At 61.1% G+C, this 25476-nt stretch carries 21 protein-coding genes; 9 read left to right on the top strand and 12 right to left on the bottom strand.

From position 1 onward, the window contains the following. Nucleotides 1-159 precede the first annotated feature (159 nt). On the bottom strand, nucleotides 160-861 hold the full coding sequence (locus ACE3TY_RS04875) for a hypothetical protein (RefSeq protein WP_374651415.1): 702 nt from the start codon (nucleotides 859-861) through the stop codon (nucleotides 160-162). Next, the gene (locus tag ACE3TY_RS04870) at nucleotides 858-2549 is read right to left on the bottom strand and encodes a hypothetical protein (protein ID WP_374651413.1); all 1692 of its coding nucleotides are present in this window, start codon (nucleotides 2547-2549) and stop codon (nucleotides 858-860) included. The genes ACE3TY_RS04875 and ACE3TY_RS04870 overlap by 4 nt, the downstream gene beginning before the upstream one ends. Nucleotides 2550-2763: 214 nt before the next feature. Between ACE3TY_RS04870 and ACE3TY_RS04865 the strand changes: the two genes are divergently transcribed. Both ACE3TY_RS04865 and ACE3TY_RS04860 read left to right on the top strand, forming a co-directional pair. After that, nucleotides 2764-2889, top strand: a complete 126-nt coding sequence (locus ACE3TY_RS04865) for a hypothetical protein (RefSeq protein WP_374651411.1) — start codon at nucleotides 2764-2766, stop codon at nucleotides 2887-2889. Nucleotides 2890-3003: 114 nt separating this feature from the next. After that, on the top strand, nucleotides 3004-4164 hold the full coding sequence (locus ACE3TY_RS04860; RefSeq protein ID WP_374651410.1) for an MFS transporter: 1161 nt from the start codon (nucleotides 3004-3006) through the stop codon (nucleotides 4162-4164). 57 nt (nucleotides 4165-4221) lie between these two features. Here the strand turns inward: ACE3TY_RS04860 and ACE3TY_RS04855 are convergent, their stop codons facing one another. Continuing rightward, entirely contained in the window at nucleotides 4222-5739 is a 1518-nt protein-coding gene (locus ACE3TY_RS04855) for an aldehyde dehydrogenase family protein (RefSeq protein WP_374651408.1), read from the bottom strand. Nucleotides 5740-6039: 300 nt separating this feature from the next. Between ACE3TY_RS04855 and ACE3TY_RS04850 the strand changes: the two genes are divergently transcribed. Then, a complete protein-coding gene (locus ACE3TY_RS04850; RefSeq protein WP_374651406.1) occupies nucleotides 6040-6666 on the top strand; it encodes a hypothetical protein in 627 nt (208 codons plus the stop codon). A 314-nt stretch (nucleotides 6667-6980) separates the two neighbouring features. After that, nucleotides 6981-8750 carry a DEAD/DEAH box helicase gene (locus tag ACE3TY_RS04845; RefSeq protein ID WP_374651404.1) on the top strand — a complete coding sequence of 590 codons (1770 nt, stop codon included), beginning with the start codon at nucleotides 6981-6983 and terminating at the stop codon, nucleotides 8748-8750. Nucleotides 8751-8813: 63 nt separating this feature from the next. Here ACE3TY_RS04845 and ACE3TY_RS04840 read toward each other — a convergent pair whose 3' ends face one another. The 6 genes from ACE3TY_RS04840 to ACE3TY_RS04815 all read right to left on the bottom strand — a co-directional run bounded on the left by ACE3TY_RS04840 (nucleotide 8814) and on the right by ACE3TY_RS04815 (nucleotide 18583). Further along, complete coding sequence (locus ACE3TY_RS04840; RefSeq protein WP_374651402.1) at nucleotides 8814-11795, bottom strand: HD domain-containing phosphohydrolase; 2982 nt, start codon at nucleotides 11793-11795, stop codon at nucleotides 8814-8816. A 40-nt stretch (nucleotides 11796-11835) separates the two neighbouring features. Next, nucleotides 11836-12651 carry a substrate-binding periplasmic protein gene (locus tag ACE3TY_RS04835; RefSeq protein WP_374651400.1) on the bottom strand — a complete coding sequence of 272 codons (816 nt, stop codon included), beginning with the start codon at nucleotides 12649-12651 and terminating at the stop codon, nucleotides 11836-11838. A 104-nt stretch (nucleotides 12652-12755) separates the two neighbouring features. Continuing rightward, nucleotides 12756-14108, bottom strand: coding sequence for a S1C family serine protease (locus ACE3TY_RS04830; protein WP_374651398.1), 1353 nt, complete (start codon nucleotides 14106-14108; stop codon nucleotides 12756-12758). A 111-nt stretch (nucleotides 14109-14219) separates the two neighbouring features. Then, on the bottom strand, nucleotides 14220-16115 hold the full coding sequence (locus ACE3TY_RS04825) for a propionyl-CoA synthetase (protein ID WP_374651396.1): 1896 nt from the start codon (nucleotides 16113-16115) through the stop codon (nucleotides 14220-14222). Nucleotides 16116-16288: 173 nt separating this feature from the next. Continuing rightward, a complete protein-coding gene (gene leuA, locus ACE3TY_RS04820) occupies nucleotides 16289-17986 on the bottom strand; it encodes a 2-isopropylmalate synthase (protein WP_374651394.1) in 1698 nt (565 codons plus the stop codon). A gap of 426 nt (nucleotides 17987-18412) precedes the next feature. Continuing rightward, complete coding sequence (locus tag ACE3TY_RS04815) at nucleotides 18413-18583, bottom strand: YdcH family protein (protein WP_374651392.1); 171 nt, start codon at nucleotides 18581-18583, stop codon at nucleotides 18413-18415. 228 nt (nucleotides 18584-18811) lie between these two features. Between ACE3TY_RS04815 and ACE3TY_RS04810 the strand changes: the two genes are divergently transcribed. Beyond that, on the top strand, nucleotides 18812-19426 hold the full coding sequence (locus tag ACE3TY_RS04810; RefSeq protein WP_374651390.1) for a UbiX family flavin prenyltransferase: 615 nt from the start codon (nucleotides 18812-18814) through the stop codon (nucleotides 19424-19426). On the opposite strand, the gene ACE3TY_RS04805 is transcribed toward ACE3TY_RS04810, so the two are convergent. Beyond that, nucleotides 19423-20592, bottom strand: coding sequence for an MFS transporter (locus tag ACE3TY_RS04805; RefSeq protein WP_374651389.1), 1170 nt, complete (start codon nucleotides 20590-20592; stop codon nucleotides 19423-19425). The two genes, ACE3TY_RS04810 and ACE3TY_RS04805, sit on opposite strands and share 4 nt — an antisense overlap. 141 nt (nucleotides 20593-20733) lie before the next feature. Between ACE3TY_RS04805 and ACE3TY_RS04800 the strand changes: the two genes are divergently transcribed. Next, complete coding sequence (locus ACE3TY_RS04800; protein ID WP_374651387.1) at nucleotides 20734-21258, top strand: hypothetical protein; 525 nt, start codon at nucleotides 20734-20736, stop codon at nucleotides 21256-21258. Between the two features lie 9 nt (nucleotides 21259-21267). Here the strand turns inward: ACE3TY_RS04800 and ACE3TY_RS04795 are convergent, their stop codons facing one another. Then, nucleotides 21268-21762, bottom strand: coding sequence for a TIGR02444 family protein (locus tag ACE3TY_RS04795; protein ID WP_374651386.1), 495 nt, complete (start codon nucleotides 21760-21762; stop codon nucleotides 21268-21270). A gap of 1 nt (nucleotide 21763) precedes the next feature. Continuing rightward, nucleotides 21764-22855 (bottom strand): ATP-dependent 6-phosphofructokinase, encoded by a 1092-nt coding sequence (locus ACE3TY_RS04790; protein ID WP_374651384.1) that lies wholly within the window; start codon nucleotides 22853-22855, stop codon nucleotides 21764-21766. A 91-nt stretch (nucleotides 22856-22946) separates the two neighbouring features. On the opposite strand from ACE3TY_RS04790, the gene ACE3TY_RS04785 reads away from it, so the two are divergent. From ACE3TY_RS04785 to ACE3TY_RS04775, 3 genes are read left to right on the top strand one after another with little or no spacing between them, the layout of a single operon-like run. Beyond that, nucleotides 22947-23852: a folate-binding protein YgfZ gene (locus ACE3TY_RS04785; protein ID WP_374651382.1), complete on the top strand. Its 906-nt coding sequence runs from the start codon at nucleotides 22947-22949 to the stop codon at nucleotides 23850-23852. Nucleotides 23853-23906: 54 nt separating this feature from the next. Continuing rightward, nucleotides 23907-24980, top strand: a complete 1074-nt coding sequence (locus ACE3TY_RS04780) for a P1 family peptidase (RefSeq protein WP_374651380.1) — start codon at nucleotides 23907-23909, stop codon at nucleotides 24978-24980. After that, nucleotides 24964-25467, top strand: coding sequence for a cupin domain-containing protein (locus ACE3TY_RS04775; RefSeq protein WP_374651378.1), 504 nt, complete (start codon nucleotides 24964-24966; stop codon nucleotides 25465-25467). The genes ACE3TY_RS04780 and ACE3TY_RS04775 overlap by 17 nt, the downstream gene beginning before the upstream one ends. The last annotated feature ends 9 nt before the right edge of the window (nucleotides 25468-25476 follow it).

Below are 25476 nucleotides of genomic sequence, written 5' to 3'. Positions count from 1 at the left end.
GATGGCAAAGCAAAGCGGGCGGCCAGGAAAAGCCGTCTCGTTACGCCAAGCTATACCGCCTGGAAGTGCTCGGGGAAAGCATTATTTTACGGTCGTAAAATAATGCTTTCTGAGATCCACCCTTGCCGATCCGGCGCCACCAATCCAATGCCAACGCCCTCAAACAAGACCGAGTACCGGCTTCAGCCGATCATTGTAGGCGCAGAACTCCTCGAAGGTGAGGTCCGGGTTGTCGTTGAACACGACATAGACGCCGTCCATCAATGGCCGTACCAGTGGCACTTTGCCGGTAAGACGACTGATCACCTCATCACGGCCATACCCGAGTGCTCGTTGGCAGAGTTCAGCGTCCCAGTACTGCACGACATCGAGTGTGAAGATGTTGTTACGACCATCAGGATCTGCGTTCGCCTGCTCAATGAGCTTGCGTCGTTGGCTCTGATGCCGCTGAGAGTATTTTGACGAATGATAGCCCAAATACGCTGCAGCACGGTATCCACGAACAGCATCTATCACCTCCGGAAATCGGTAGCGTAATAAGTTTTGATACTGCTCCAGGCTCAACTTCTGTATTTCGAATGAGAATGTGTCGTCGGAGGTCTTATCATCGTCGATGTAACGCGCGTCTCTGATGCGGAACGCACCACGATGGCTGAGAGCAGTATCCGAGTACTTCACGCTATAGCATGCAGCTAGATCTCCTTTTTTGCGAACCGGTGCCGCCGGCACCAACGCTCCTTTCCAAGATAGCGGAGAATCCAAAGCGATCATTCGTCGAGTGATTCCAGCATACAATTCCTCTATGGACTCGCTCGGCTCAGGGTGCTGATAGATCCATAGGTCTATGCGATAGCTGCTCATCCTTTTTTCCTCAATTTCTTGAACTTGTTTTGGGCCTCCTCCGATGCCTCCCTCACTAGAACGGTAACCTCATCTTCATATCCCAGACTTCTTAGGAGCTTGCTCATTGCCTCGGCACGACTTTGGTCAGGTAGTTCATATCTGATCTTATATTTCGGGCCGTTAATCACTTTGTTATTTTGTCGAACAGCACTGATCTGCCGCCGCAGGTCAGCTGCCGCAGTATGCTGCGCACCCGGAAATGAAGGAGGGACATCTGTTTTGGAATCGACCAGGACTAGGTATGTTGCCTCCGGAGTCGGATCCAAGTGGTCAAATCTTACCAGGTTATCACCATCTGGGTTATCCCATCGAAGCGATGGCTTGGCTGGCATGTTATGCTTCTTCGACCAGACGTAGCCTTTCCCACCTCTTTCGTACGCGGCCGCGTGCGGCATATGTGTTTCTGGCTCCGCGACCCAATAGAGGCCACTATTCTCACCAGACAGGTTTAGTACCTCTTTCTTGGTCAAAATATCATTTTCGTCCTTCGGGAAGAAGGATTGCGGATCAAACGTCACCTGCTCTACGTTTTTGATTGTGCCATCGGCGGGTGCATTGTCGATGCCGCTCTTCCGAGCGGTACCGGCCGCCCCAAGAAGTTCTTCGCCCTCTCCTTCCCACGCTGATACGACTTTGTCGGCTAATTTGCCGCCGATCTTCTCTGCGCTTTTGATGGCCTTCCGATTGGGCATACCCGGTGCAACACCGAGTGTGGCATATATATAGTCTTGCGCTCCCCACTCGTCCCCGTGCTCTTTCCAATCCTTGAAGTCGGCGGCTGCGCCGGAGAGATCGCCGACGATCGGAATGAAACTGGTGAGGAGTTCCACGCCGGTGCCCGTCAGCCCTTGACGCTCCTGCGCTGCCTCTGTCTTCGCCCTTTCAGCTTGAAGCTGACTGTCGAAAGCGTCGCCAAAGGCTTTGCCATCCCACCATGAGCCAATAGCGCCCATTCCGGCTCTGACTTCATCGCCGTAGTTGCCGAGCACGGAGTTGACCGCGATCCGCCCGATATCATCGGCGCTCTGCATGTCCGCACTTTCCAGCGCTGACTTCATCGCGCCAAATCGGCCGGCCATCATTTGGCCGGCGCCTTGATCGGGCCGCGGCAATGGCTTTGCCGAAGGTGGTTTTGTTTCGTCGGTGGACGAACTGGCCGGCCGTTGAGCATTCAGTGCCACCGCTGCGTCAGCGGCATCATCATTCGCAGCACCTTGCTCCGCCTTCCCCTTCGCCACCCACTCTTCCACCCCCGGCATTGCTTTCGCGGCGGCGATCTGGTCCATCGTTTTGCCGGTGAGGTACTTGTTGCGGTGATCGCGCGCCTCTTGGCTCTCGATCGTCTTCGCGTTCATCAGGCGATACTTGCCATCCGGCCCCAGAAAGAGACCGGGGTTGGCGCCGCCGAGGCCGGCCTGAGTAATTGCGGCGCTTTTGGAATCGATCTCCTTGCCGAGGTGCCAAGTCTCCTCGCCGACACCCTGCTCATAGGACTTCCATCGCCACTTCTCCTTCGCCTCAGGTGAGGCAAAGCGGAACACGCCGTTCTCCCATGCGCCGAGGACGTTATCGTTCGCGGGCTTCGATGCGAGTGGGCCGGAGGGCCGCTCTGCATAAGGTCTGGGACGAGGGTTGAAGGGAGCCATGTCGCTCTCCAAAGGTTTATGTTTTATACGTAACATATGAAACGCGTTTTGTAAAGAACAAAATGAGAACTTCTGGAATTTTCCAATTGAATCGGCTCCCGGCTTACGCAGATAATTGAACTAGCGTTCAGCGTTATCGATGCATACGTTTGTAATTATTGACTTTATTTATATCCATAGATAGAGTTCACCTCGTCTTTCAAGGAAACCTTCCATGCTGCATCCGCAGGCGCATAACGCATTACGCAAGACCGGCCTCTGGCTCGGTCGGCATGCGCTTGTCCGCTTGCCGGATCTGCCGCCGAGCGGACCGCTCGAACGCAGCGACATCGAACGCTAGAGCTCTTCCTACTCACCATCCTTCGAGCTTGATGACGTTCCGGAACGGACGGGCCTCGCGGCCGCGCCCGCTTCTCCCCTTGCTGTCGTCCGCGTCCGACTGGAGTTCCCGATCATGCGTGCCCCCTTGTTCCTCTTCCTCCCTGCCCTCATCGCCGTGGCTGGCTTCGAGACCGCGCTGGCACTGGTCTCGCCGCTGATTTCGCTGCGCCTCGAAGAGGGCGGAGTCAGCACGGGCATGATCGGCTTCGTGGCCTCCGCCTATTCGATCGGGTATCTTGGCGGCACGCAGGTCTGCCGGCACCTCATCCTGCAGTTCGGCGCCCGGCACACGATCGCCCTATTGGCGACGGTCGCCGCGCTCAGCCTGCTCGCGCATGCCGTCCTGTTCAATGTGCTGTTTTGGCTGCTGCTCTCAGGCCTTTGCGGCTTTGCCATGGCCGGCATCTACACGATCGCCGAGAGCCTGCTCAACATCCTGGCCAGCCGCGGCAATCGTGGCCGGCTCTACAGCGTCTACATGACGGCGTCGTGGCTCACCGCCGGCGCTTCGCCCGTGGCCGTGCTGGCTGAAGGGAGCGGCGGCATCGTCAGCTTCATCGTCGCCGGCGCGCTTGTCGCACTCACCACTTTGCCCGTGCTGGTGTCGCGCCGTGCTGAACTGCCGGTGCCGGCCCAAGGCAAATTGACGTTACGCCATTTCCGCGCTGTCCCGCCGGTGGCCCTCGCCATCTGCTTTGGTTCCGGCATCATCAATGGTGGCCTGCATGGCCTGCTGCCGAGCTATGCGGTGGAGACCGGACTCAGCAATGGCGATCTGTCACTGCTGCTGACCGTGGCGGCGATTGCCGGCATCGCCGGTCAGTTTCCGATCGGGCATCTGTCGGACCGGGTCCGCGAGCGCCTGTCGGTCGCCAAGGGCATCGTCTTTCTGGGACTTGCGCTGTGCAGCGGGATGGCGCTCTTCGGCAACAGCGGCCTGCCGATGCTGGTGACTTTCCTGGGGCTGCTCACCGCCATCATGGCACCCATCTATGGCATCGGCGCAGCGCTTGCCAATGACCGTGCCCATGGCGGCTGCACGCTGGCGACGACGGGTGCCCTACTCTTCGTCAACGGTATCGGCGCTGCCTTGGGGCCGCTGGGTGCCGGGTTCGCGATGGAAGCACGGGGGCCGACGGGCCTGTTCCTGTTCCTGGCATTGGCGAGCGCCGCCGTCGGATTGGTGACCGCCTGTCATCACCGCCTGGAGCGGATCTGGGTGGTGGCCCGGTAGATACGGAGACGGGGTGCGGTTGCCCGCACCCCGCTTCACTTCAGATAGTCGACGAACTTAGCCGACGTCGAACTTGACGCCCTGGGCCAGCGGCAGCTGGTCGGAATAGTTGATGGTGTTGGTAGCACGGCGCATATAGGCCTTCCACGCATCGGAACCGCTTTCGCGGCCGCCGCCCGTCTCTTTCTCGCCACCGAACGCACCGCCGATTTCGGCCCCTGAGGGACCAATATTGACGTTGGCGATGCCGCAATCTGACCCGACGGCGGAGGTAAAGAGTTCCGCTTCCCGCACGTCGCGCGTGAAGATGCAGGAAGAGAGGCCCTGCGGCACATCGTTCTGCAGTCGGATGGCATCGGCAAAGTTGCTGTACTTCACGACATAGAGGATCGGCGCAAAGGTCTCGTGCATCATGACGGCGCTCTGCTTGGGCAATTCGACGACGGCGGGCCGCACATAATAGCCGTTGGCGCAGCCGGAAACGCCGACTCGCTCGCCGCCGGTGACCTTGCCGCCTTCGGCTTTGGCCTGCTTCAACGCGTTCTGCATTGCTTCGAAAGCCGCAGCATCGATCAGCGGACCGATCAGCGTCTTGGCCTCCAGCGGATTGCCAACGGGCACTTGACCATAGAGTTTCTTCAGGCGCGGCAGAAGCTTTGCATAAATGTCTTCATGAACGATCAGGCGACGCAAACTGGTGCAGCGCTGGCCGGCGGTGCCGACGGCGCTGAACAGGATAGCGCGTTCAGCGAGCTTCAGATCGGCCGAGGGGCAGACGATCATGGCATTGTTGCCGCCCAGTTCCAGCAGCGAGCGGCCGAAGCGCTTGGCGACGCGGGGCGCCACTTCGCGGCCCATGCGGGTGGAACCGGTGGCGGAGACGAGCGCCACGCGCGGATCGTCGACCATCACCTCGCCCACTTCGCGGGCACCGATCAGCACTTCCATCAGGCCGTCCGGAATGGCGGTGCCGGTTTCCTTGGCGAAGCGGCTGGCAGCCTTGGCAAAGATCTTCGCGGAGGCGAGTGCCACGAGCGGCGTCTTTTCGCTGGGCTTCCACACCACCGAATTGCCGGCGACCAGCGCCAGCGCCGAATTCCACGACCATACCGCGACCGGGAAATTGAAGGCGGTGATGACACCGACGATGCCCAGCGGATGCCAGGTTTCCGCCATGCGATGGCCGGGGCGTTCCGAAGCGATGGTGAGGCCGTAAAGCTGGCGCGACAGGCCGACCGCGAAATCGCAGATGTCGATCATTTCCTGCACTTCGCCGAGGCCTTCGGTGACGATCTTGCCGGCCTCGATCGAGACCAGTTCGCCAAGGGCTGCCTTGTTGGCGCGCAACTCTTCGCCGAGCAGGCGCACGAGTTCGCCGCGCTTGGGCGCCGGCACCTGGCGCCAGGCGAGGAAGGCTGCCTGTGCCTTGGCGATTTTCTTGGCGGCACCCTTTGCGTCGTCGCAGACGAGCCGGGCGATTTCGCCGCCGGTGATGGGCGAACGGACGATGAGATCGCCCTTTTTAAGCGCCTTGGCATCAAGGCCAAGCGCCTTCAGAACCTTGTCGAGTTTCATGGTGAGGCAGCTCCAATTGAAAGGCGTCCATGGAATGCGCCAGAGGTGCCAATCTTGTCAACTGACCAGCTTGGCAACCTACATTTCGCCGGGCGGAGGGAACTTTTCGCCATTCCGAAGGCTTTCAAACCGACATTTGTCGGTCAGCGGCTTGCCCTGCGGCTTGCCCTGCCACCGCAACCCGGCAAGAATGCCCGGCAAGGGAACAAATCGGCCACCAGGGGAGAAGAGAGGATGGCGCGCGTTGAGAATTGGTCGTGGAGTCGCGGACTGAGGCATACCGCACTGGCGGTTGCCGCGATGTCTGCCGTCGCCTGGGCGATACCGGCACGGGCGGAGAGCCTGCTGGATATTCTGCCGGCGCCGGAAACGGCCGCGGGTCAGGCCTGGGCCGGTGTCGCCGAGATGATCATGGTCTATTACGACGTACCCAATACCGGCCCCGGCGACATGCAATGTAGCCTCGCCTTCTTCCTCACCGGCACGCAGAATTGCTACAAGGCTCAGGAAGAGAGCGAGTTTTCGGCGGTGAGCCGCATTGTCAAAGGCTATTCGCAGTTTGCGCACGAATCCTTTGGCGAGATTCCCGTCGCCATGCGCTGGGAGGAAGCCAGGACGATCACGCCGCAGGACATCATCCAGGAGATCAAGTTCGAGCGCCCCATCCTGGTGCAGATCGAACCGCCAGCGAACGAAGGGGAAAACAAAGGCGAGAAGCGCGCCGTGCTCATTGTCGGTTTCGACGGTGGGCCGGACAATCTGCAGCTCATCGTCAACGACCCGAAGATCTACGCCCCCACACAGAACCCGTATCTCGAATTCGGCGGTCGGATTCGCGACAATAGCGGCCAGTACCAGATCGGCTACGCCGATTTCCAATCTTTCCTGAAATGGTCGGCAACACTCTACAAGATCAAGCCGGACTGAACTAATCACAAGAAAACACAGGACAATTTCGCCTCTGCCCAGCGGCGGCGCCAAGCCAAAGCGTCAATTATCTTGACATATGGCCGTGCCGGCCTCATATCTCGCCTGCATTTCTTGCGGACTGCGCGCTTACGCCTGGACTGGCCGATACTAGAAGGCCGCTTTACCGGCGTCCGTCCCGAGATATATCCCACGTCATAGATTCTCAAGCGGCGCGCCTTGGGTTCGCCCGCTGGCCTTTGCCCGCGCGCCCATCGGCGCACGCGTAACTTCCTCGCGGCATGACAATGAACTGCCGAAAAGGAATTCAGGCATTGAATACGCATACCCAAACCAAACCCGCCGATCGCATTCTGGCGGATTTCGCTTCCCTCAATCTCGTTGAACCGCTGATGCAGGCGGTCACCGAATCCGGCTACACCAAGCCGACGCCGATCCAGGCCCAGTCGATCCCCGCCCTGCTCGAAGGCCATGACCTGTTGGGTCTCGCCCAGACCGGTACCGGCAAGACCGCCGCTTTCGTGTTGCCGATGCTCCAGCGCATGATGGCCAACCGCAAGCAGCCGCAACCCAAATCGATGCGCGCGCTGATCCTGACGCCGACGCGCGAGCTCGCAGTCCAGATCAACGACAGCATCAAGACCTATGGCCGCCATTTGCCACTGCGCTCGACGGTGATCTTCGGCGGCGTCGGTTCCGTGCCGCAGGTTAATACCATGCGTCGCGGCATCGACTTTGTCGTCGCCACCCCAGGCCGACTGCTTGACCTTATGAACCAGGGCCATGTGTCCTTGTCCTCGGTCGAGTTCTTCGTACTCGACGAAGCCGACCGCATGCTCGACATGGGCTTCATCCGCGACATTCGCAAGATCGTGGCCGCCCTGCCCGCGCGTCGCCAGACGCTGCTCTTCTCGGCCACCATGCCGCACGATGTGGCCGATCTCGCCAACAGCTTGCTTACCAAGCCCAAGCGCGTCGAAGTCGTTCCGCAATCCACAACAGCGGAACGTATCGATCAGATCGTCTATATGGTCCCAAAGGCCAACAAGCGCCGCTTGCTCGCCGAGCTGCTGAATGGCGAAGGTGTCACCCGTTCCATCGTCTTCACCCGCACCAAGCGTGGTGCCGACCGCGTCTCCGAACAATTGGAGCGCGACGGTATCCGCAGCGCCGCCATACACGGCAATAAGGGCCAGAGCGCCCGTCAGATCGCACTCGGATCGTTCCGCAACGGCAACGTCAAGGTGCTGGTGGCTACCGACATCGCCGCCCGCGGCATCGACATCGACAATATCAGCCATGTGGTCAATTACGACCTGCCGCTGGAGCCGGAAAGCTATGTGCACCGCATCGGCCGCACGGCGCGCGCCGGCGCCACGGGCATCGCCATCAGCCTGTGCGACGGCGAGGAACGCAGCCTGCTGCGCGACATCGAGAAAGTCGTGCGGATGAAGATCCCGGTGGTCGACGACCATCCGCTGGCCGTCGGCGGCGGCGATACAGCCGGCGAACAAGTGACGTTGCAGCGCGCGCAGAGCCTGCGCCAGGACCGCGAGGTACAGCAGGCGCGCCGCGGTCATCGCGGCGGCAACGGCGGCGGCGATCGTAATCGTGGCAGCCAGAAGCGTGGCGAGCGCAGTCATGCCGGTCGGGGCGAGCGCGACCGCGCGCCTCATAAGAATGCCGAATTTCGCGGCGGCGACTTCCGTGAACAGGAAGCCCGCCAACCGCGTGGCGAGCGTCCTTCGCTGCCTCGCGGGGAGGGACGCGCCGATCGCAACCATAACCGGCATCCGGAAGCGCGCCATGAGAACCGTAATGCGCGTCCCCAACGCCGCGATGAAGGCGGCGAGAGCCGTTTCGAGGCGGAACGCCGTCTGGCTGGCGGTCATCATAATGATGCCCGCCGCCACGATTCGGCGCGCGCCGGTGAACCGCGCCGCGATCCGGTACGACCCGACGGCGAACATCGCCGGATCGATTATCGTGCCCGCGCCGAGCAAGGCGAGCGCAAGCCCCCAGTCCATCGCGGCCCCGGGAGCGAACGCTCGCGCGGCAGCAACAAAAGCAGCCCACGCAAGTAAGCTCTGTCGGATCGATCGACGAAACGCCGGCGGCCAGTATCGGACTGGCCGTCGGTGTTCGTTTCAGGCGGCCGGGCGCACACCGAGAACGGAGTCGATGTCCGGTTGGTCTATCTGTTCCGGAAGCAGGAATTGTTCGGCGTAGCGCTTCCAAACACCACTGTATAGGAATAGATCGAGCAGATCCGGATCGAGATGATTGTCCTTCTTCATGAAGGCCATGATCCTGATGGCTTCGCTGAGTTTCTTGGCTTTCTTATAAGGACGATCTCCGGCCGTCAGCGCTTCGAACACATCGGCGATCGCCATCATGCGCGCCACCGGCGACATTTCGGCGCGCTTCAGGCGTTTCGGATAGCCGGTTCCATCCATCTTCTCGTGATGTCCGCCGGCGATTTCCGGCACGGCGCGCAGATGCTTGGGGAAAGGTAGACTCTCCAGCATCATGATGGTCTGCGATATATGATCGTTGATGCGATAGCGCTCCTCCTCCGTGAGGGTTCCGCGGCTGATGCACAGATTGTAGATTTCGCCCCGATTCATCTTGTATTTCGGCAAGGACAGATGGAAACCCCATTGATTGTCCGGTGCGATGAAGTCTCCTGATTCGAGCGGCGTGATGTGGTCGTCCCGGTCCGCGAGCAACGGTTCGTCGACCGGCAGGATCGGCTCGGGCTGGCGTTCCATCCGCTTCTTTTCTTCGTACGAAATACCGATCCGATTGCTCAGCGTCCGGCGCCAGGTACGCGCGGCGATCGACCTGATCCTGTCTATTTTCGTTGGCTCCATGAATTCGCCACCTTCATTGCAGGCGGCGACAAAGGCGAAATCCTCGTCCAGCAGACGATGTGCGGCCAGCATTTCCTGGCGCAGCCTTGCCTCATCGCCGCCCTCGAGCCGGCCTCGCCAATAGGCAATCTCTGCGTCGCGCTTCAAGACCTCGAAACGCATGCGGACTTCATGCAGCCGGTCGTAGATGGTCTCCAGTTTGGTGGCCTTGTCGACGACATATTCCGGTGTCGTCACCTTGCCGCAATCGTGCAGCCAGGATCCGATCTCGACCGCCTCCCATTCGTCTGCAGACAAGGAGAAATCGGCAAACGGCCCCTCCGATTGAGCGCAAGCCGCTTCGGCCAGCATTTTGGTGAGGGCCGGCACCCGGGCGCAGTGGCCGCCAGTATAATTGGACTTCGCATCTATCGCGCCGGCAATCAGCTTGATAAGCGCATCCATGAGATCTTTCTGCGCCTGCAGAAGCTGCTTGTTTTCGATGGCGATACCGGCGGAACTGCTGACAGCGCGGATGAGTTCAATCAATCGGTCGCCTGGCGCCCACACACTGTCCTGGGCCTGCCGGGCCTTGACGAGAAGCTGCGCGCCCATCACTTCCTGATTGCGGTTGAACAGCGGCACGACGATCAAAGCGATGCGCGCAGCCTGTTGCCGTTCGACCATATCGCGGAGGCCAAGCGCGTCCAACTCTTCGTAACTCAATCGCCTCTCGAGCCGCCCGATCTCGCCTTTTTCGAGAGACGCCCCGATCTCTCCCTCAAGCCCCACCCCGCGCATCGCCAAAGGCTTGGCGTGGGTGGCATGTCCACCAATTTTTCCGTGATGCCAGCGGATGATTTCCGGATGCAGCAGCCCCGATTCTTCGTGCAGCAGGTAGATGGCGCCACCGTCGCAATCCAACAAGTCAACGGTCTCCCTAAGGACCAGGTCGAGCAAAGGCTCCAGATCGCGTTCCGCGCCCAGGGCATGACCTATATCCATGAACTTGCGCAAGGTCGTCTTCATGCGCCTTAGCGACCTGCCGAGAGTGCCAACCTCGGCAATCACGGTCTTGACCTTGACATCCTTGCCGAAATCGAACGCGGCGATGGCTCCGGTTTCCCGGGCCAGCCGTTTGATCGGCTTCACCAGGAGCCTTGTACCGAGCCAGCCGACTGGAATGGCAATGAGAAGGATCAGGAAAGCGAGCGACATCTGATTTTCAACGATATCCCGGGCCCCAGCGAACAGTTCGTCTTCCGGTATGGCAATCAGCATGCTGACGGCGTTGCTGCCTTCGATCGCAATCCGCGTCGTCGATATCTGCCATTTGCGGCCGTCTAATTCGATAACATCGCGCGAACGATCGTTGGCAAGGAGCTCGGCCGCGCGCTGCAGCACCGGGACTTTCAGTTCCGGCACCGTGACAAGCCGCAGAGAGCCGTCGGCCTGCGATGCGGTCATGCGGGCACTGTCACGATAAGCGACGACCTGCCCGCTGGGCCCGATCAAGGCGAGTTCGGACGATGGCGTAATACGGATATCGCGCAATTCCGCTGCGATCGATTCCAGCGTCAGATCGAGCGCCACGATCACCGCGCCGTCGGCCGACCGGCTCGCCAGGGTTGCGCCGACGAACTTTGTGGTGAAGAAGATGTATGGCTCCGTCAGCATCATGCCGGGCCGCTCTGCAGCCATCTGGAACCACGGCCGCGTACGGGGGTCGTAGCGATAGTCCGGCATGTAGCGCGCGTCCAGGAGCTTGCCGGCGGCATCGTAATATCGGTACTCGCCGATCATGGTGCCGACAACATCCTGATTGACCGACTGCACCAGCAACGAGGCCTGGGCAGGTGATTTTACGGCCTTCCGCACGGCGTCGCTGCGCAAAGGACGGAACAGGATGAACTCGCCGTTCGGATAGCCGATATAGAGCGCGTCGGTGATCGGGTTTTCGCTCAACGCGTCGACTATGAGCGGCATCTGTTCCAGGCGCTGCGCCAGCGTGTCGGCGCTCGAGAAGCCGCTATGTGCCAAAAGGGTGATCTGGTTGCGGGCAGGTGAAAGTATGCGCTGTACCTTTTCACTGAGCGTATCGCGGATGTAGCGCGTGGTTTCGGCCGATGTCTGCAGGAGAATGTCCTGCGCCCCTCTATAAGTCTGCCAGGCAAATATTGAAATGACCAGCACAAGCAGAACGGTTACTCCCAGCGTACCCAGGAGGTGCAAGGGTATTTCGAAGGCCGATTTTCTGCGCTGACTGGGACCTGACATGATACCGGACTCCTGGCATGACCTGTCGGACCTGGCCTGATCAATATTCGATCATGCCTGCCGCCGCGGACTTTGAGATGTGACGCTCCACATAGCGATGCAATGTTCGGTCGAGCCGCATCGATTCGATCAAGCGCAGCCAGTTATCGACCTGCGGCGCGCTGAATTTCTTACGCGACAGCGCTAGTCCGCTTGGCGTGGGTGGCGCCGGTGAAGCATCGACGAGGACGAAATGCTGCCGTTCCCCCTCGTTGAGAAAGAAATAGTAGTTCACCGACGGCGTCAGTACAGCTTGCACCTCGCCGATGCGCAATGCATCGAAAAGTTCGGCATGGGTTGGGAATTCAAGAATCCTCGCCTCGCCCAGCAATTGCTTCAGATGATAGTCATCGTAATTGCCGTACCGAAAGCCGCGCACCAGTCCCAGCCGCCAATCGGGCTCCGCTGTCAATGCCGGTAGAGAGTTGATGGCATCGGCGCGACCCGATGGCACCACCATCATGTTCTTAAAGCCGAAATAGGTTACGAAGCGCGCCAGTTTGGTGCGTTGCGGCGTCGAGATCGAATTGGTGGCGAGGTCGATGTCGCCAGCCTCGATGGCTGGCCACAGATCGATACGCAGCATGCTCGCAATTTCGAACTGGCAGCCGGAGCGACGCGACATTTCATGGATAATGTCGACATCGACACCTTCCTCCGCAAAGTACATCGGACCGAATTCGACGATGCCGACGCGGAGCGGCCGGTCGCAGCCATACTTTAAGGCGCTATCCTCGGCACGTGCGAACGCAATGTTTGCTGCGAGAAGCAGCAAGACCAGGCATTGCGATACAATCGACTCCCTTGCCCCGGCCATGAAAAGGGTTCCATCACCTTCGCGGGAATAGCCCTGACGCCGTCGGCCCTATAATATATTAAAGATTGCAGATGCGCGAACGCTTCGAATTCCATGCGCTCGATTTACTGGACGCGGAGATTGATGCGCTGCAGCGCATCGGCGATGGGAATGAAAAAGTTGATGCCCACCAGATGCGCCCCGTCATCGGTCAGCCCCGACTGCGAAATGCCAATGACATTGCCCCGTGCGTCGAGCAAGGGGCCACCGCTGTTTCCCGGCTGTATCGTGGCGTCCGCCTGGATCAGGGCCAGGCCGTATTCGTCCCGCTGGAACTGGCTGACGATGCCGCGCGTGACCGTCCCGGCCAGGCTTTCGTCGAGCGGCGATCCGACGGCATAAACCTCTTCCGTCAATGAAACAGGATCGAGCCGCAGCGGCAAGGGTGAGAACGGGCCCCCTTCCACCTTCAGCAGAGCGACATCGCGCTTGGCATCGCTGCGCAAGGTCGTGGCATAGACTTCGGTGCCGTTGATCAGCCGCAGCTTCAACCGCGCAGCATCGCGGGCGACGTGGTGATTGGTGAGCACGAGGTCCGGCGCCACGAAGAATCCTGAGCCTTGGGCGGTCCCGGTCAGGACTGTAACCACCGATGCCTGAATCCGCGCCATGTTTACCCCGATCGGGGTCGAAAAGGGCGCCGTCGTCGCAAGTGCCATCGCCGGCTGGCTGGGGACATCGCCCCACCCGGCAAGGGGGGCGGCCGTCGTCACATGCCCGCTCTTGTTCTTGCGCAGCAGGGTATCGTGGAAGCGCGGGTCACCCGCAAGATTGCGCGCCGCCGCACCAAAGGCGCGAAGAATCAGCGTGACTTCACCATCTGGAACGCCCTCCTTTATTACCACCGAACCCTCGCTTTGCGCCTCCAATACGACTTCTTCTTGGAGCGGCGAGTAGACCTGCCAGGTAACTGATACTGTCGCAGCGCCACTCTGCACGCCGAACCGATGAGCATCCCATGTGGACACCTCGTCGCAGACGTCCATGCTGATTGAATCGATTCTCCCACCGACCAAGAATTCTGGCTCGCGCTGGTTGTCGCCGTAATTTGCGAACAATGCGTCCGGCTCACCGACAACGCTGTAATTTGCCGCACGCAGCTCGCGATAGAAGATGTCCGTGAGTTCTTCATCACGCACGGTCGTCTTGCCGAGTGTCCAATGTACTTGCTTGCCGCTAACCCTCCGGCTGCAACCCGTATACTCACCGCCACCGCGGTACGAACCGATCGGTTGGCCGCGCTCAAGATTGAAAAGCACGCGGTCAAGTTGGATCGACGCGAGATCTTCACCCTGGACCGCAGCGCTGGTACGCGCTGGCGGTGGTTCCGGATAGATTTGAGCGCAACCTATTGGGCCAGCGGCGAGAATGGTCAGTGCGCCAGCGCTGGCGATCTTCCGAGCAATAGATGCAAACATGTTCCCTCCGGCGACGCGGACCCCAAAAACATCCACATCAAATCTGGAGGAACGAACGTTGTACTGTAAAGAGAAAAAATATAAAAAAGCTAACTTTTTACGCGTACTCGTTCATTTATGTGCATAGCCGACGCCCTTCAGCGCCCCCTCGATCTCGCCCAGGATGGCGGGATCGTCGATTGTGGCCGGCATGTTATAGGCTTGGCCGTCGGCGATCTTCTGCATGGTCCCGCGCAGGATCTTGCCCGAGCGGGTCTTGGGCAGGCGATTGACCACGGCGGCGGTCTTGAAGGCCGCCACCGGGCCGATCTTGTCGCGGACCAGCTTCACGGCTTCCGCCACCACCTTGTCATGGGGCTTTGTGACGCCGGCCTTCAATACCAGGAAGCCCAGGGGCAACTGACCCTTCACATCGTCCTGGACGCCGATGACGGCGCATTCGGCTACGTCCGGGTGGCTTGCCAGGACTTCCTCCATGCCACCGGTCGACAGGCGATGGCCGGCCACGTTGATGATATCGTCCGTGCGGGCCATGATATAGACATAGCCATCGTCGTCGATATAGCCGGCATCCGACGTCTCGTAATAGCCGGGGAAATGGTCGAAATAGCTCTTGCGGTAGCGCTCAGGTGCATTCCACAGGGTCGGGAATGCCGAGGGCGGCAAGGGTAGCTTGCAGACGATGTTGCCGATCTCGCCGGGCCTGGCCGGATGGCCGTCATCGCCCAGCACCCGCACATCCCAGCCGGGCGCCGCGCGCGTCGGCGAACCGTGCTTGATCGGCAGCAACTCGATGCCGAGGCAATTGGCGGCGATCGCCCAGCCCGTCTCTGTCTGCCACCAATGATCGATCACCGGCACGCGGAGCATTTCCTCGGCCCATTCGAGGGTTGGCGGGTCGGAGCGCTCGCCGGCCAGGAACAGGGCGCGAAGCGAACCGATGTCGTAATTCTTGATGAGCTTGCCGTCCGGATCGTCACGCTTGATGGCACGCAGCGCCGTCGGTGCGGTGAAAAGGGTCCGCACCTTGTGCTGTTGGATGACGCGCCAGAAGGCGCCGGCATCGGGCGTTCCCACCGGCTTGCCTTCGAACAGCACCGTGGTGCATCCATAGAGCAAGGGGGCGTAGACGATATAGGAATGGCCCACCACCCAGCCCACATCCGACGCGGCCCAGAAGACCTCGCCGCGCTCCATATTGTAGATGTTGCGCATCGACCAGTTGAGTGCCACGGCATGGCCCCCATTGTCGCGCACGACCCCCTTGGGCGCGCCCGTGGTGCCGGACGTATAAAGGATGTAGAGCGGATCTGTGGCCGCTACCGGCACGCAATCATGCGGCGCGGCCGCCACGACATCTTTCCAGTCGATATCGCGGCCCGCCGTCATTTCGGCACGCGCCCGGTCGCGCTGCAGGATGATGCAATGCGCCGGCTTGTGGCTGGAAAGGCCGATGGCCTCGTCGATCATCGGCTTGTAGGCGACGACGCGGTTGATTTCGATGCCGCAGGAGGCGCCGACGATGAGCTTGGGCTGGCAATCGTCGATGCGGGTCGCCAGTTCCTTGGCGGCAAAACCGCCGAACACCACCGAATGGATGGCGCCCAGGCGTGCGCAGGCCAGCATCGCCACAAGAGCTTCCGGCACCATCGGCATATAGATGATGACACGGTCGCCCTTGACGATCCCCTGCCTGGCCAGCCCGCCGGCAAAGCGGGCGACATCGTTCAGAAGCTCGCCGTAGGAAATGTGCCGGACGGTGCCGGTGACAGGGCTGTCATAGATGATTGCAGCCTGCGCGCCATGGCCGGCGGCAACGTGCCGGTCGAGACAGTTGAAGGCCGTGTTGAACTCGGCACCGGCGAACCAGCGCGCGGCCGGCGGGTTGCTGCCGTCGATGACATCTTCCCAGGGCTTGAACCAATGCAGCTCCGCCGCCGCATGTGCCCAGAATATCTCCGGATGCTCGATCGACTGGCGATAGATGGCGTCGAACTTCCCCGACATGCGCTTTCACCCTTCCCGATATCCGCCATTGCTCCCGGCGGCTATTCCTTTGAGCCGCAGTATCGCCATAACCATGGCATAGGCAAGGGATTAGCGTGACCCTACTTAGGTCGGCATGACAAGGGCCGCTCCCAGGGGAAGCGGCCCGCTCGCATAGCCCCATGAAAACGCAGTCAATTTGTCGCGGGTGCAACCTTGCCGCTGGCAACACGGTTGGTAGCGCTGATGATCGCCTTCAATGAGGCGGTGACGATGTTGGAATCCTTGCCGACGCCGAACACTTTGCGTCCATCCGCCGTCGCCATCTCGACATAGGCCACCGCATTGGCATCGTTGCCGGCGCCCACGGAATGCTCGCGGTAATCGACCACTTTGAGATCGATGCCGGAATGCTTCTTCAGCGCATCCATGAAAGCGTCGATCGGCCCGTTGCCGCGACCCGTGATGGTAATCTCCCTGCCCTTGTCGCGAATGCTGGCGCTCAAATTGCGCAGCTCGGTGGCATGGCTGTCGGCCAGGGTCTGGTGGCTGACGAAGGCATAGGGTTGCGCCAGGGAAAGATATTCGTCGTTGAACGACTGCCAGATCTGGCTGGCGGTGATTTCCTTGCCGGTCTTGTCGGCTGCGTCCTGCACGACCTGGCTGAATTCGACCTGCAGGCGGCGCGGCAGCGAAAGGCCGTAATCGGTTTCGAGGACATAGGCGACGCCGCCTTTGCCGGACTGGCTGTTGATGCGGATGACGGCTTCGTAGGAACGGCCGACATCGGCGGGGTCGATCGGCAGATAGGGCACGGCCCATTCGCCGGAATTCGACTGTTTCATCGCCGCGAAGCCCTTCTTGATCGCGTCCTGGTGCGAACCGGAAAAGGCCGTGAAGACAAGATCGCCGGCATAGGGGTGCCGTGGATGTACCGGCAACTGGTTGCAATATTCGGCTGTGCGCACCAGTTCATTGATATCCGAGAAGTCGATCCGGGGATCCACGCCTTGGGTGAAAAGGTTGAGCCCCAGGGTGACCAGGTCGACATTGCCGGTGCGCTCGCCATTGCCGAACAGCGTGCCTTCGATACGGTCGGCGCCGGCCAGCACGCCCAGTTCCGCCGCGGCGACACCGGTGCCGCGATCGTTGTGCGGATGCAACGAGATGATGGCCGCCTCGCGATTCTTCATCTTGCGACAGAAATATTCGATCTGGTCGGCATAGATGTTCGGCGTCGACATTTCGACGGTGGCCGGCAGATTGATGATGCAAGGTTTCTGCTCGGTCGGCTGCCAGACATCCATCACGGCTTCGCAAACCTCGATCGCATAGTCGATCTCGGTCCCGGTGAAGCTTTCCGGGCTGTACTGGAAGACGAATTCCGTATTGCCCTTCTGCTGCCTGGCGAGGTCGCGCACGAGCGTGGCACCGTGAACGGCGATTTCCTTGATGCCCTTCATGTCCTGATTGAAGACAACGCGGCGCTGCAGGGTCGAGGTCGAATTGTAGACATGGACGATGGCGCGCTTTGCACCCACCAGCGCATCATAGGTGCGCGTGATCAGATGATCGCGCGCCTGGGTCAGAACCTGGATCGTCACATCATCGGGAATGTGCCCGCCATCGATGAGTTCGCGGCAGAAATCGAAGTCGGTCTGGCTGGCCGATGGGAATCCGACCTCGATCTCCTTGTAGCCCATCTTCACCAGGGTGCGGAACATGCGCAGCTTGCGCTCCGGACCCATCGGCTCGACCAGGGCCTGGTTGCCGTCGCGCAGGTCGACCGAGCACCAGATCGGTGCCTTGGTCATGGTCTTTGACGGCCATTGCCGGTCGGGCAAGGGGATCGGCTGAAACGGTCGGTACTTGGAACTGGGGTCGATATGCATGGCACTATCCTCGCGAGGAATTTCATTAACTGGGTTGTTTGGTTCTGCGACTGTCAGCCGCCGCCGGTATCCCGAAACGGGAGGTCGCCATCAGCTCCGACGGCGGCGGCTAAGCGAGGTCGTGCCCGGAAATCGGCCCAAACACCCTAATATATTGCGGCTTATGACGATTTTGCGGATCATCGGCAATCCCTGACGGTATGAAAGTCTCTGGCGGAGAGGGCCAAGCGGCCAAGCGGCCGGCGCGATTCAGCACGCCGGGGCGGTAAGTCGAAGCGTAAGCGCCAGAATTTGCGTCAGATTGCTCATGGCAAGACCTTACTCAGCCCAAAAGGGGCAGGTCAAGGCTAAACAAAAGACCGCCGGACGGCCTGCTCCAGGCCATCGACGGCGGTCTGTTTTGTCGGAAATCCGGCTAGGTCCGGGTTAATGAACCCTCTCTAAACTAGCCAGTTCGTCCTTAATTCGGAGTTTCAGCTTTTTCAGCGCGTGGATCGTGGCTTCGTCAGGGTGGGGGCGGCGTTCCTCGTCGGCGATCTTGGCGTCCAAATCGGCGTGCTTTGACTTAAGCGATTCCACGTGCGCAGTCATTGCCATTCCCTTTCTCCCATCTGTTTTACGATGATCGGATCAGATTGCGGTTGCTTGCCGTCGTGCTTTGCTGGTTCCCTCTCTCCCTGCTTTGATGTCGTTGAATGCTAACGCCGTTTGGCTTCTTAAGTAAATGAGAGACAGGGCTTGGCGCTTCAAGATGTCACGGTAAAATCCCGATATGATTAAGCCTCACTGACCCAATCGACCCGACCCTGCCTCTTGCGGAGCGCAATGACTAAAAGCCGTGGACATACAGACACTCAGCACCCGCCTTCCCGCCTCGTCATCGGGATATCAGGCGCGTCCGGTATCATCTATGGGATTCGGCTCCTTGAACTGCTCAAGGGATCGATGATCGAGACTCATCTGGTGATGTCGCGCACCGCTGAGCTCACCTTGGCATATGAGACCGAGCGTAAAGTTGCCGCCGTGAAGGCGCTGGCCGATCATTGCCATGGCAATGACGATCTGGCCGCCCCAATCTCCTCCGGCTCGTTCCTGACACTTGGCATGATCGTGGCACCCTGCTCTGCCAAGTCGTTGGCCGAGATTGCATGCGGCGTTACGCCGACACTCATCGCCCGCGCTGCGGATGTCGTCCTGAAGGAACGCCGGCGGCTGGTCCTGATGCTGCGCGAGACGCCGCTGCATCTGGGACATATCCGCAACATGGCGGCGGTCACCGAAATGGGTGGCATCGTCGCGCCACCGGTACCGGCCATGTACGCACAGCCGCAATCGATCGAGCAGATGGTCGACCAGAGCCTCGGCCGCGTGCTCGACCTTTTCGGCCTGCACCTCGATCATGTCACGCGGTGGGACAAGGATGCCAAGCGGCGCGGCTAGAACTCCCGCCGGCGCAGTGACACCAGGAGGGTGAAACAGACGGCGAAGATCAATGCCACCAGCATGAGACCATGCGGGCTCATAAGATCCATCGCCGAACCGGCAATCGGCGGCGCCACGATATTGGCAAAGGTATAGGCCATGACGAAGGCGGCGTTGACCACCGCCAGCGTGCCCCCGGAATAGCGACGCCCCATGGCGACAAGCGCCACGGCATAGGCACCCCAGACGCAACCGCCCCACACGAACGCGACGGCACCCAAGAGAACGGGGCGGGCCGCCAACCCACCCCAGAACAGCAACGGGCCGGCGCTGCAAAGAGCGCCGCAGAGCAGCATGATCCGATATGGCCCGTAGCGATCGGCAAGCCAGCCGATCGGAAACTGCAGCAGGACATTGCCCGCGACGAAGACGCTGAGCAGCGTCAAGGCGAAGGATTCGCCAAGGCCGACCCGCTCGCCCCAGATGGCGAGGAAGCTGAAGAACGATGCGTCGAGCGCCCCTGAGATCGCGGCTGCCGACATCAGCGCCGGCAGGGACCGGATCGCATCGAAGACATTGGCCCCTTCATTGTCATCGAGTCCCGGTGCCAGGCGGCGCAGCGGGACGACGATGAGCAGGGACAGGAATTGCAGCCCGATGAACCATGGCAAGGGCGATGTTCCAAGTTCGGCTGCCCATTTCAGCGTTTCGGGACCGGTCGCGAAGCCGGCAGCCATGATCGCGGCGTAGAGTGCCACCGCCCGGCCGCGGTTGCGGTCGTTGGACGCAACGTTGATCCAGGTCTCGGTCACCACCCAGGGCACGCTGCCGGCCAGGCCGCTGATGAAGCGCAAGGTGAGCCATCCGCCAAGAGAATTCCATTCGGCCAGCGGCAGCATGGTCGCCAAGGAGATGACACCACACCAGATCATTGCATTGCCGCTGCCAAAGCGCCTGACAATACGCTGGGTGAAAGGCGCCATGATCATGACGCCGACAGGCTGAGCCGCCGAAACCACGCCGATCCAGAAGCCTGAGATGCCGCGGCCATCCATATCGGTCGCCATCCACGGCACCAGCCCGCCAAAGGAAATGCCGAATGCGAAGATGCTGGCGTAAAGCCCAAGCAGTGCCATGAAACGCTGGCGCTCCGCCGCTTCGCCGATCGCCCGTTCGTTGCTCATTCCACCCTCTTATGCCGTCGCACAATAGCGGGCGGGCGCTTTCCATTGAAGCCAGAATCGTTAACCAAAGATAACCGGCGGCATGGGTCTTGCTTATGTCGATGCGAATTGCACGCTTCCAGGCAGGAAAGGCCAGGCGCCATGTCGATCACCATGCTAAATGCCGTCGGCGATAGTGCCAGATTGTTCGCCGAGGCGGAAAAAGATGCCCAGCAGAAATCGGCCGAGGCCAACGCAAGCAGCGCGTTCGCCGGCGTGCTGGCGCAGACCGGCACCGCTTCCGACGTGGCCGTTATCAGCGGAAAGCCGCACTCGGCGGTCATACCGGCAGTCCTGATCGACGCCGGGGCCGCGGATGCGGGCAATACCACGCTCGCGGCGACGTTGGCCGAAGACGAAAGCGTTACCGTCAAGGACGCCACCGAAACGTTCCTCGAGTTCGCCAGCAAGACGCCGGCGGAGAAGATGCGCGCCATGATTCTGGCCGAAATGGGCTTGACCGAGGAAGCGCTGCAAAATCTAGATGCGAAAACGCGCGCCGAGATCGAGGAGAAAATTCGTATCCGGATAGAGGCCAAAATCCGGCAGGGCATCGAGGAGAAGTCAGGTGTCGTCGTGAGCTCGTCGCTCACACCATCCCTGCCGATCTACACGCCAGCGGATTGAAATCCAGGCCTAGAGGCCGGCAAGTATCGCATCGCGATCGGCCCGGTCCTGCGCATGATTTTCGGCGGCCAGGCGCGCCAGGTAGAGATCGAGCCCGACGGCCGCAAGGCCACGCGCCGGCTCCGTGCTGAGGCCATCCAGATGATCGGCCATCACCGCGACAATCTTCTGCTGCGAAATTCGTTCGGCTTCGAGTTCGACCGAGAGGAGGCCGTGCTTGATCGATTGCCGTTGGTTCGCTCCCACCTCGGCAAACTCGGCACCGAGACGGCGGCGAATCGTTCGCATCGGCCGCAGGATTGCTTCGGACCAGGGCGCAATGGCGGCCAGCGCGCTCTCGATTGCCGTCTCACGCACGGCATAGCCGCTTCGCGCCAGCCAGCAGATGGCGAGGATGAGGTTGACATCGGCACCGCGACGCTCCTGCAGCGACAGGCAGGCGTTCGCCACCGCCTCGCGGCAGTAGAGCGCCAGGCTGAACTCCCAGAAATCGTCAGGGTTCAATCTAATCGCCAAAACTGATCCCCAATCCGCGTGCCGTCTTTACCAGTGCACCGTGCGGATCGACCGTGGCGGCGCCTTGAATAGCCGTCTGAATCGGTACGTCGATCACCTGTCGTGCGTTCCAGGCGACCATGCGATCGAAACGGCCGGCAGCGATGAGGTCGACGGCATGCACGCCGAATGCAGATCCCAGCACTCGGTCCTTGGGCTCCGGCGTACCGCCGCGCTGCACATGGCCCAGCACCGTGACACGCGTCTCCGCTCCGCAGCGTATCGCCAGTTCCTCGCCGATATAGTGGCCGATACCGCCATAGGTATGCGTGGCCTTGGCACCGCCGCCATGAACGGCCGTAATTGCCTCACCGCTTTCGGTCTTTACCGCTTCGGCGACGACAACCAGGGCGAAATTGCGCCCGCTTTTGCGCAAGGCAGCGAGCTTCGCCTCGACCGTCGCGAATTTGTAGGGAATTTCCGGAATGAGGATGACGTCGGCACCACCAGCGATCCCGGCCGAAAGCGCTATGTGCCCGGCGTCACGCCCCATCACTTCCAGCACCATGACGCGGCTGTGGCTGGCGGCCGTCGGCTGCAGATGATCGAGGGCCGAGGTCGCCGTCTGCACCGCCGTTTCGAAGCCGATCGACATTTCCGTGGCACCCAGATCGTTATCGATGGTCTTGGGAATCGCCACCAGATTGATGCCCCCCTGGATGGCAAGCCGCCGCAGGATGGCGATGGACCCGTCGCCGCCGATGCCGATCAGCGCATCCAGCCCCAATTGCCGCACGCCCTCGATAACCTCAGCGGACCGGTCGGCAAGCCCGCCATTCTCCTGCGGAAAGGCAAAAGGGTTGCCCTTGTTCGTCGTTCCCAGAATCGTGCCGCCCTGGCGCAGCATGTCGGAGCCCAGCACCTTGTCGTCCAGGGCGCTGGCATCGACCGGGCGAGCCAGCAGGCCGGCCGTGCCATTGTGAATGCCGATCACGTCCCAGCCGAAATGACCACTGGCATGGGCATAGACCGCGCGGATGACCGCGTTCAATCCGGCACAATCGCCACCGCTGGTCAGAATGCCGATGCGCTTTACCGTCATCTGCTGCCGTCCCCCATGGATCAATCCTCTTGCCTTTTCCCGACGCCGTTCCAACTATTAGCACAGAAACTAGAAGGCACTACATAGCCACATGATAGATAAGGCTTTTTTCGAACTCAATCCAGCCCGCAGCGTCATTGCCGTCGGCGGCGAGGACCGCCAGGAATTCCTGCAGGGCTTGATCAGCAACGATTCCGGCCGCATCAGCGAGTCGCGCGCCATCTTCGCCGCCCTGCTGACGCCGCAGGGGAAATTCGCCTATGACCTGCTGCTGGTGGGTCAGGAGGCCCGCTACCTGATCGATGCCGAGGGTAGCCGCCGCGCCGATCTCTTGAAGCGACTGAAGATGTTCAAACTGCGCTCAAGAGTGGCGCTCGATGATCTCGATGCCGAGTTCGTCGTGGTCAACCTTTTCGGCGGCGATGCGCTTTCACGCCTCGGACTCGCCGCCGAGACTGGCGCCGCGCGAGCTCTGAATGACGGCGTCGTCTTCACCGACCCCCGCCTCGCCGATCTTGGCGCCCGCGCCTTCCTGCCACGTACCAGCTACACGCAAACCCTCGCTGGTCTCGGCTTCAGGGAAGCGCCGCAAGGCAGCTTCAAGGATCACCGCTACGCCCTCGGCGTTCCGGAAGGCAGCGATGATCTGCTGCCCGACAAAGCCATTCCGCTGGAATGCGGCTTCGACGAGCTCAACGGCGTCGATTGGCAGAAGGGTTGCTATATGGGCCAGGAGCTGACCGCCCGCACCAAATATCGCGGCCTAGTCAGGAAGCGCCTGTTGCCTGTGAAGATCGAGGGCGCGACGCTTGCTCCCGGCACATCGCTTACGCTCGACGGCAAGGAAATCGGCGAGATCCGCAGTGTCGATGCCCATCAGGGCCTCGCCCTCATCCGCCTTGAACATCTTGAGAGCGCTGCCAAGGGCATCGAAGCCGATGGTGCCCGTGTGATCGCCTCGATCCCGACCTGGGTAAAATTTCCCGAGATGGCTTGAGCTGCCGCACCTTCCTCGCCTACTCTCCGCCCACAAAACTGGAGGGGAATGATCATGGCGAAGGCGCGGCTGCGGGATCTCGGCATTGTCCTGGGGCAGATGAAGCCTGGTCCGCTGAATGCCATCACCGATGTCGCCGGCATCCGTGTCGGCTTCTCGACGCTCGTTCGCGATGAACCGCATGTGGTGCGTACCGGCGTCACGGCGATCTGGCCGGCCGACGACATCTATACCGATTTCATGTTCGCCGGGCTCCATTCCTTCAACGGCAATGGCGAGATGACTGGCAGTCACTGGCTGAATGAGCAGGGCCTGCTGGCGGCACCCATCACCATCACCAACACGCATGCGGCCGGCGTCGCGCGCGATGCCATCTGCGTGCATGCGGCCAGGAAGGGCATTGATCAGGCCTGGCACCTCCCCGTCGCGGCCGAGACCTGGGACGGCTGGCTCTCCGACGCCGAGACTTTTCCGGTGACGCTCGATATGGCCATCGAGGCGCTCGATTCCGCCAAGGCGGGTCCGGTGCCGGAGGGCAATATCGGCGGCGGCACCGGCATGATCACGCATGAGTTCAAGGGCGGGACCGGCACCGCCTCGCGCCGCCTCTCCGCCAAGGATGGCGGCTGGACCGTGGGCGCCCTGGTGCAATCGAATTATGGCCGCAGGAACCTGTTGCGCTGCGGCCATGCACCGGTCGGCGCCGAAATCGATACGAATGTCGTCGAATCGGCTCATGCCGAACGCAAGACCGAGCAGGGCTCGATCATTGTCATCCTGGCCACCGACGCACCGCTGCTGCCCATCCAATGCCAGCGCCTTGCCCGGCGCGCCACCACGGGCCTCGCCTGGGTCGGTGGCATCGGCTCCAACGGTTCGGGCGATATCTTCCTCGCCTTCTCGACCGGCAACCGCGTGCCGCTGAAATCGGCGATGGCGGATGTGCGCATGCTGGGCATGGAGGAATGCACCGCCCTCTTCCAGGCCGCGGCCGAAGCGACCGAGGAAGCCATCTGGAACGCCCTCTGCGCCGCCGAGACGATGACCGGCTATAAGGGCCGCACGGCGCATGCCGTGCCACACGATCTCTTGAAGCAGGCTGTCGCGCGCTATGCCCGCCGGGATTGATCGGCTCATCGAGGCGCTCGGCCTGCAGCCGCATCCCGAGGGCGGCTTCTATCGCGAGACCTACCGTACGGCCGAGATGATCCCCAATGCGGGCCTGTCAGCGAGGTTTCACGGCCCGCGGGCGCATGCCACGGCAATCTATTACCTGCTGCGGGCCGGCGAGCGTTCGAAATTGCATCGGATCAGATCGGACGAGGTATGGCACTTCTACGACGGCGATCCGCTGACCATCGTCGCCATCTCGGCCGAGGGGAAATTGATCGAGACGAGTCTCGGACGCGACTTTGCCGCCGGCCAGGTGCCGCAGCATGTGGTCCCCGCAGGCCATTGGTTCGGTGCCCTACCCTCGCGGGGCAGCGCCTTCACCTTGGCCGGCTGCACCGTCTCGCCCGGATTCGATTTTGCCGACTTTGAACTGGCCTCGCGGTCCAGCCTGCTTGCCGACTATCCGCAGCACCGCGCCTGGATCGAGCGGCTGACCGACTGATTTCGGCCG

Origin of the sequence: Dongia sp., from assembly GCF_041918875.1 — a bacterium.
In the GTDB taxonomy this organism is placed as follows: Bacteria; Pseudomonadota; Alphaproteobacteria; order Dongiales; family Dongiaceae; genus Dongia.
Note: the sequence above shows the minus strand (reverse complement) of the source record. Positions and strands in the feature narration are given on the sequence as shown.

Coding starts and splice junctions, on each gene's coding strand:
- ACE3TY_RS04875 (WP_374651415.1), bottom strand. CDS start 861: ATGAGCAGCTATCGCATAGACCTATGGATCTATCAGCACCCTGAGCCG.
- ACE3TY_RS04870 (WP_374651413.1), bottom strand. CDS start 2,549: ATGGCTCCCTTCAACCCTCGTCCCAGACCTTATGCAGAGCGGCCCTCC.
- ACE3TY_RS04865 (WP_374651411.1), top strand. CDS start 2,764: ATGCTGCATCCGCAGGCGCATAACGCATTACGCAAGACCGGCCTCTGG.
- ACE3TY_RS04860 (WP_374651410.1), top strand. CDS start 3,004: ATGCGTGCCCCCTTGTTCCTCTTCCTCCCTGCCCTCATCGCCGTGGCT.
- ACE3TY_RS04855 (WP_374651408.1), bottom strand. CDS start 5,739: ATGAAACTCGACAAGGTTCTGAAGGCGCTTGGCCTTGATGCCAAGGCG.
- ACE3TY_RS04850 (WP_374651406.1), top strand. CDS start 6,040: ATGTCTGCCGTCGCCTGGGCGATACCGGCACGGGCGGAGAGCCTGCTG.
- ACE3TY_RS04840 (WP_374651402.1), bottom strand. CDS start 11,795: ATGTCAGGTCCCAGTCAGCGCAGAAAATCGGCCTTCGAAATACCCTTG.
- ACE3TY_RS04835 (WP_374651400.1), bottom strand. CDS start 12,651: ATGGCCGGGGCAAGGGAGTCGATTGTATCGCAATGCCTGGTCTTGCTG.
- ACE3TY_RS04830 (WP_374651398.1), bottom strand. CDS start 14,108: ATGTTTGCATCTATTGCTCGGAAGATCGCCAGCGCTGGCGCACTGACC.
- ACE3TY_RS04825 (WP_374651396.1), bottom strand. CDS start 16,115: ATGTCGGGGAAGTTCGACGCCATCTATCGCCAGTCGATCGAGCATCCG.
- leuA (WP_374651394.1), bottom strand. CDS start 17,986: ATGCATATCGACCCCAGTTCCAAGTACCGACCGTTTCAGCCGATCCCC.
- ACE3TY_RS04815 (WP_374651392.1), bottom strand. CDS start 18,583: ATGGCAATGACTGCGCACGTGGAATCGCTTAAGTCAAAGCACGCCGAT.
- ACE3TY_RS04810 (WP_374651390.1), top strand. CDS start 18,812: ATGACTAAAAGCCGTGGACATACAGACACTCAGCACCCGCCTTCCCGC.
- ACE3TY_RS04805 (WP_374651389.1), bottom strand. CDS start 20,592: ATGAGCAACGAACGGGCGATCGGCGAAGCGGCGGAGCGCCAGCGTTTC.
- ACE3TY_RS04800 (WP_374651387.1), top strand. CDS start 20,734: ATGTCGATCACCATGCTAAATGCCGTCGGCGATAGTGCCAGATTGTTC.
- ACE3TY_RS04790 (WP_374651384.1), bottom strand. CDS start 22,855: ATGACGGTAAAGCGCATCGGCATTCTGACCAGCGGTGGCGATTGTGCC.
- ACE3TY_RS04785 (WP_374651382.1), top strand. CDS start 22,947: ATGATAGATAAGGCTTTTTTCGAACTCAATCCAGCCCGCAGCGTCATT.
- ACE3TY_RS04780 (WP_374651380.1), top strand. CDS start 23,907: ATGGCGAAGGCGCGGCTGCGGGATCTCGGCATTGTCCTGGGGCAGATG.
- ACE3TY_RS04775 (WP_374651378.1), top strand. CDS start 24,964: ATGCCCGCCGGGATTGATCGGCTCATCGAGGCGCTCGGCCTGCAGCCG.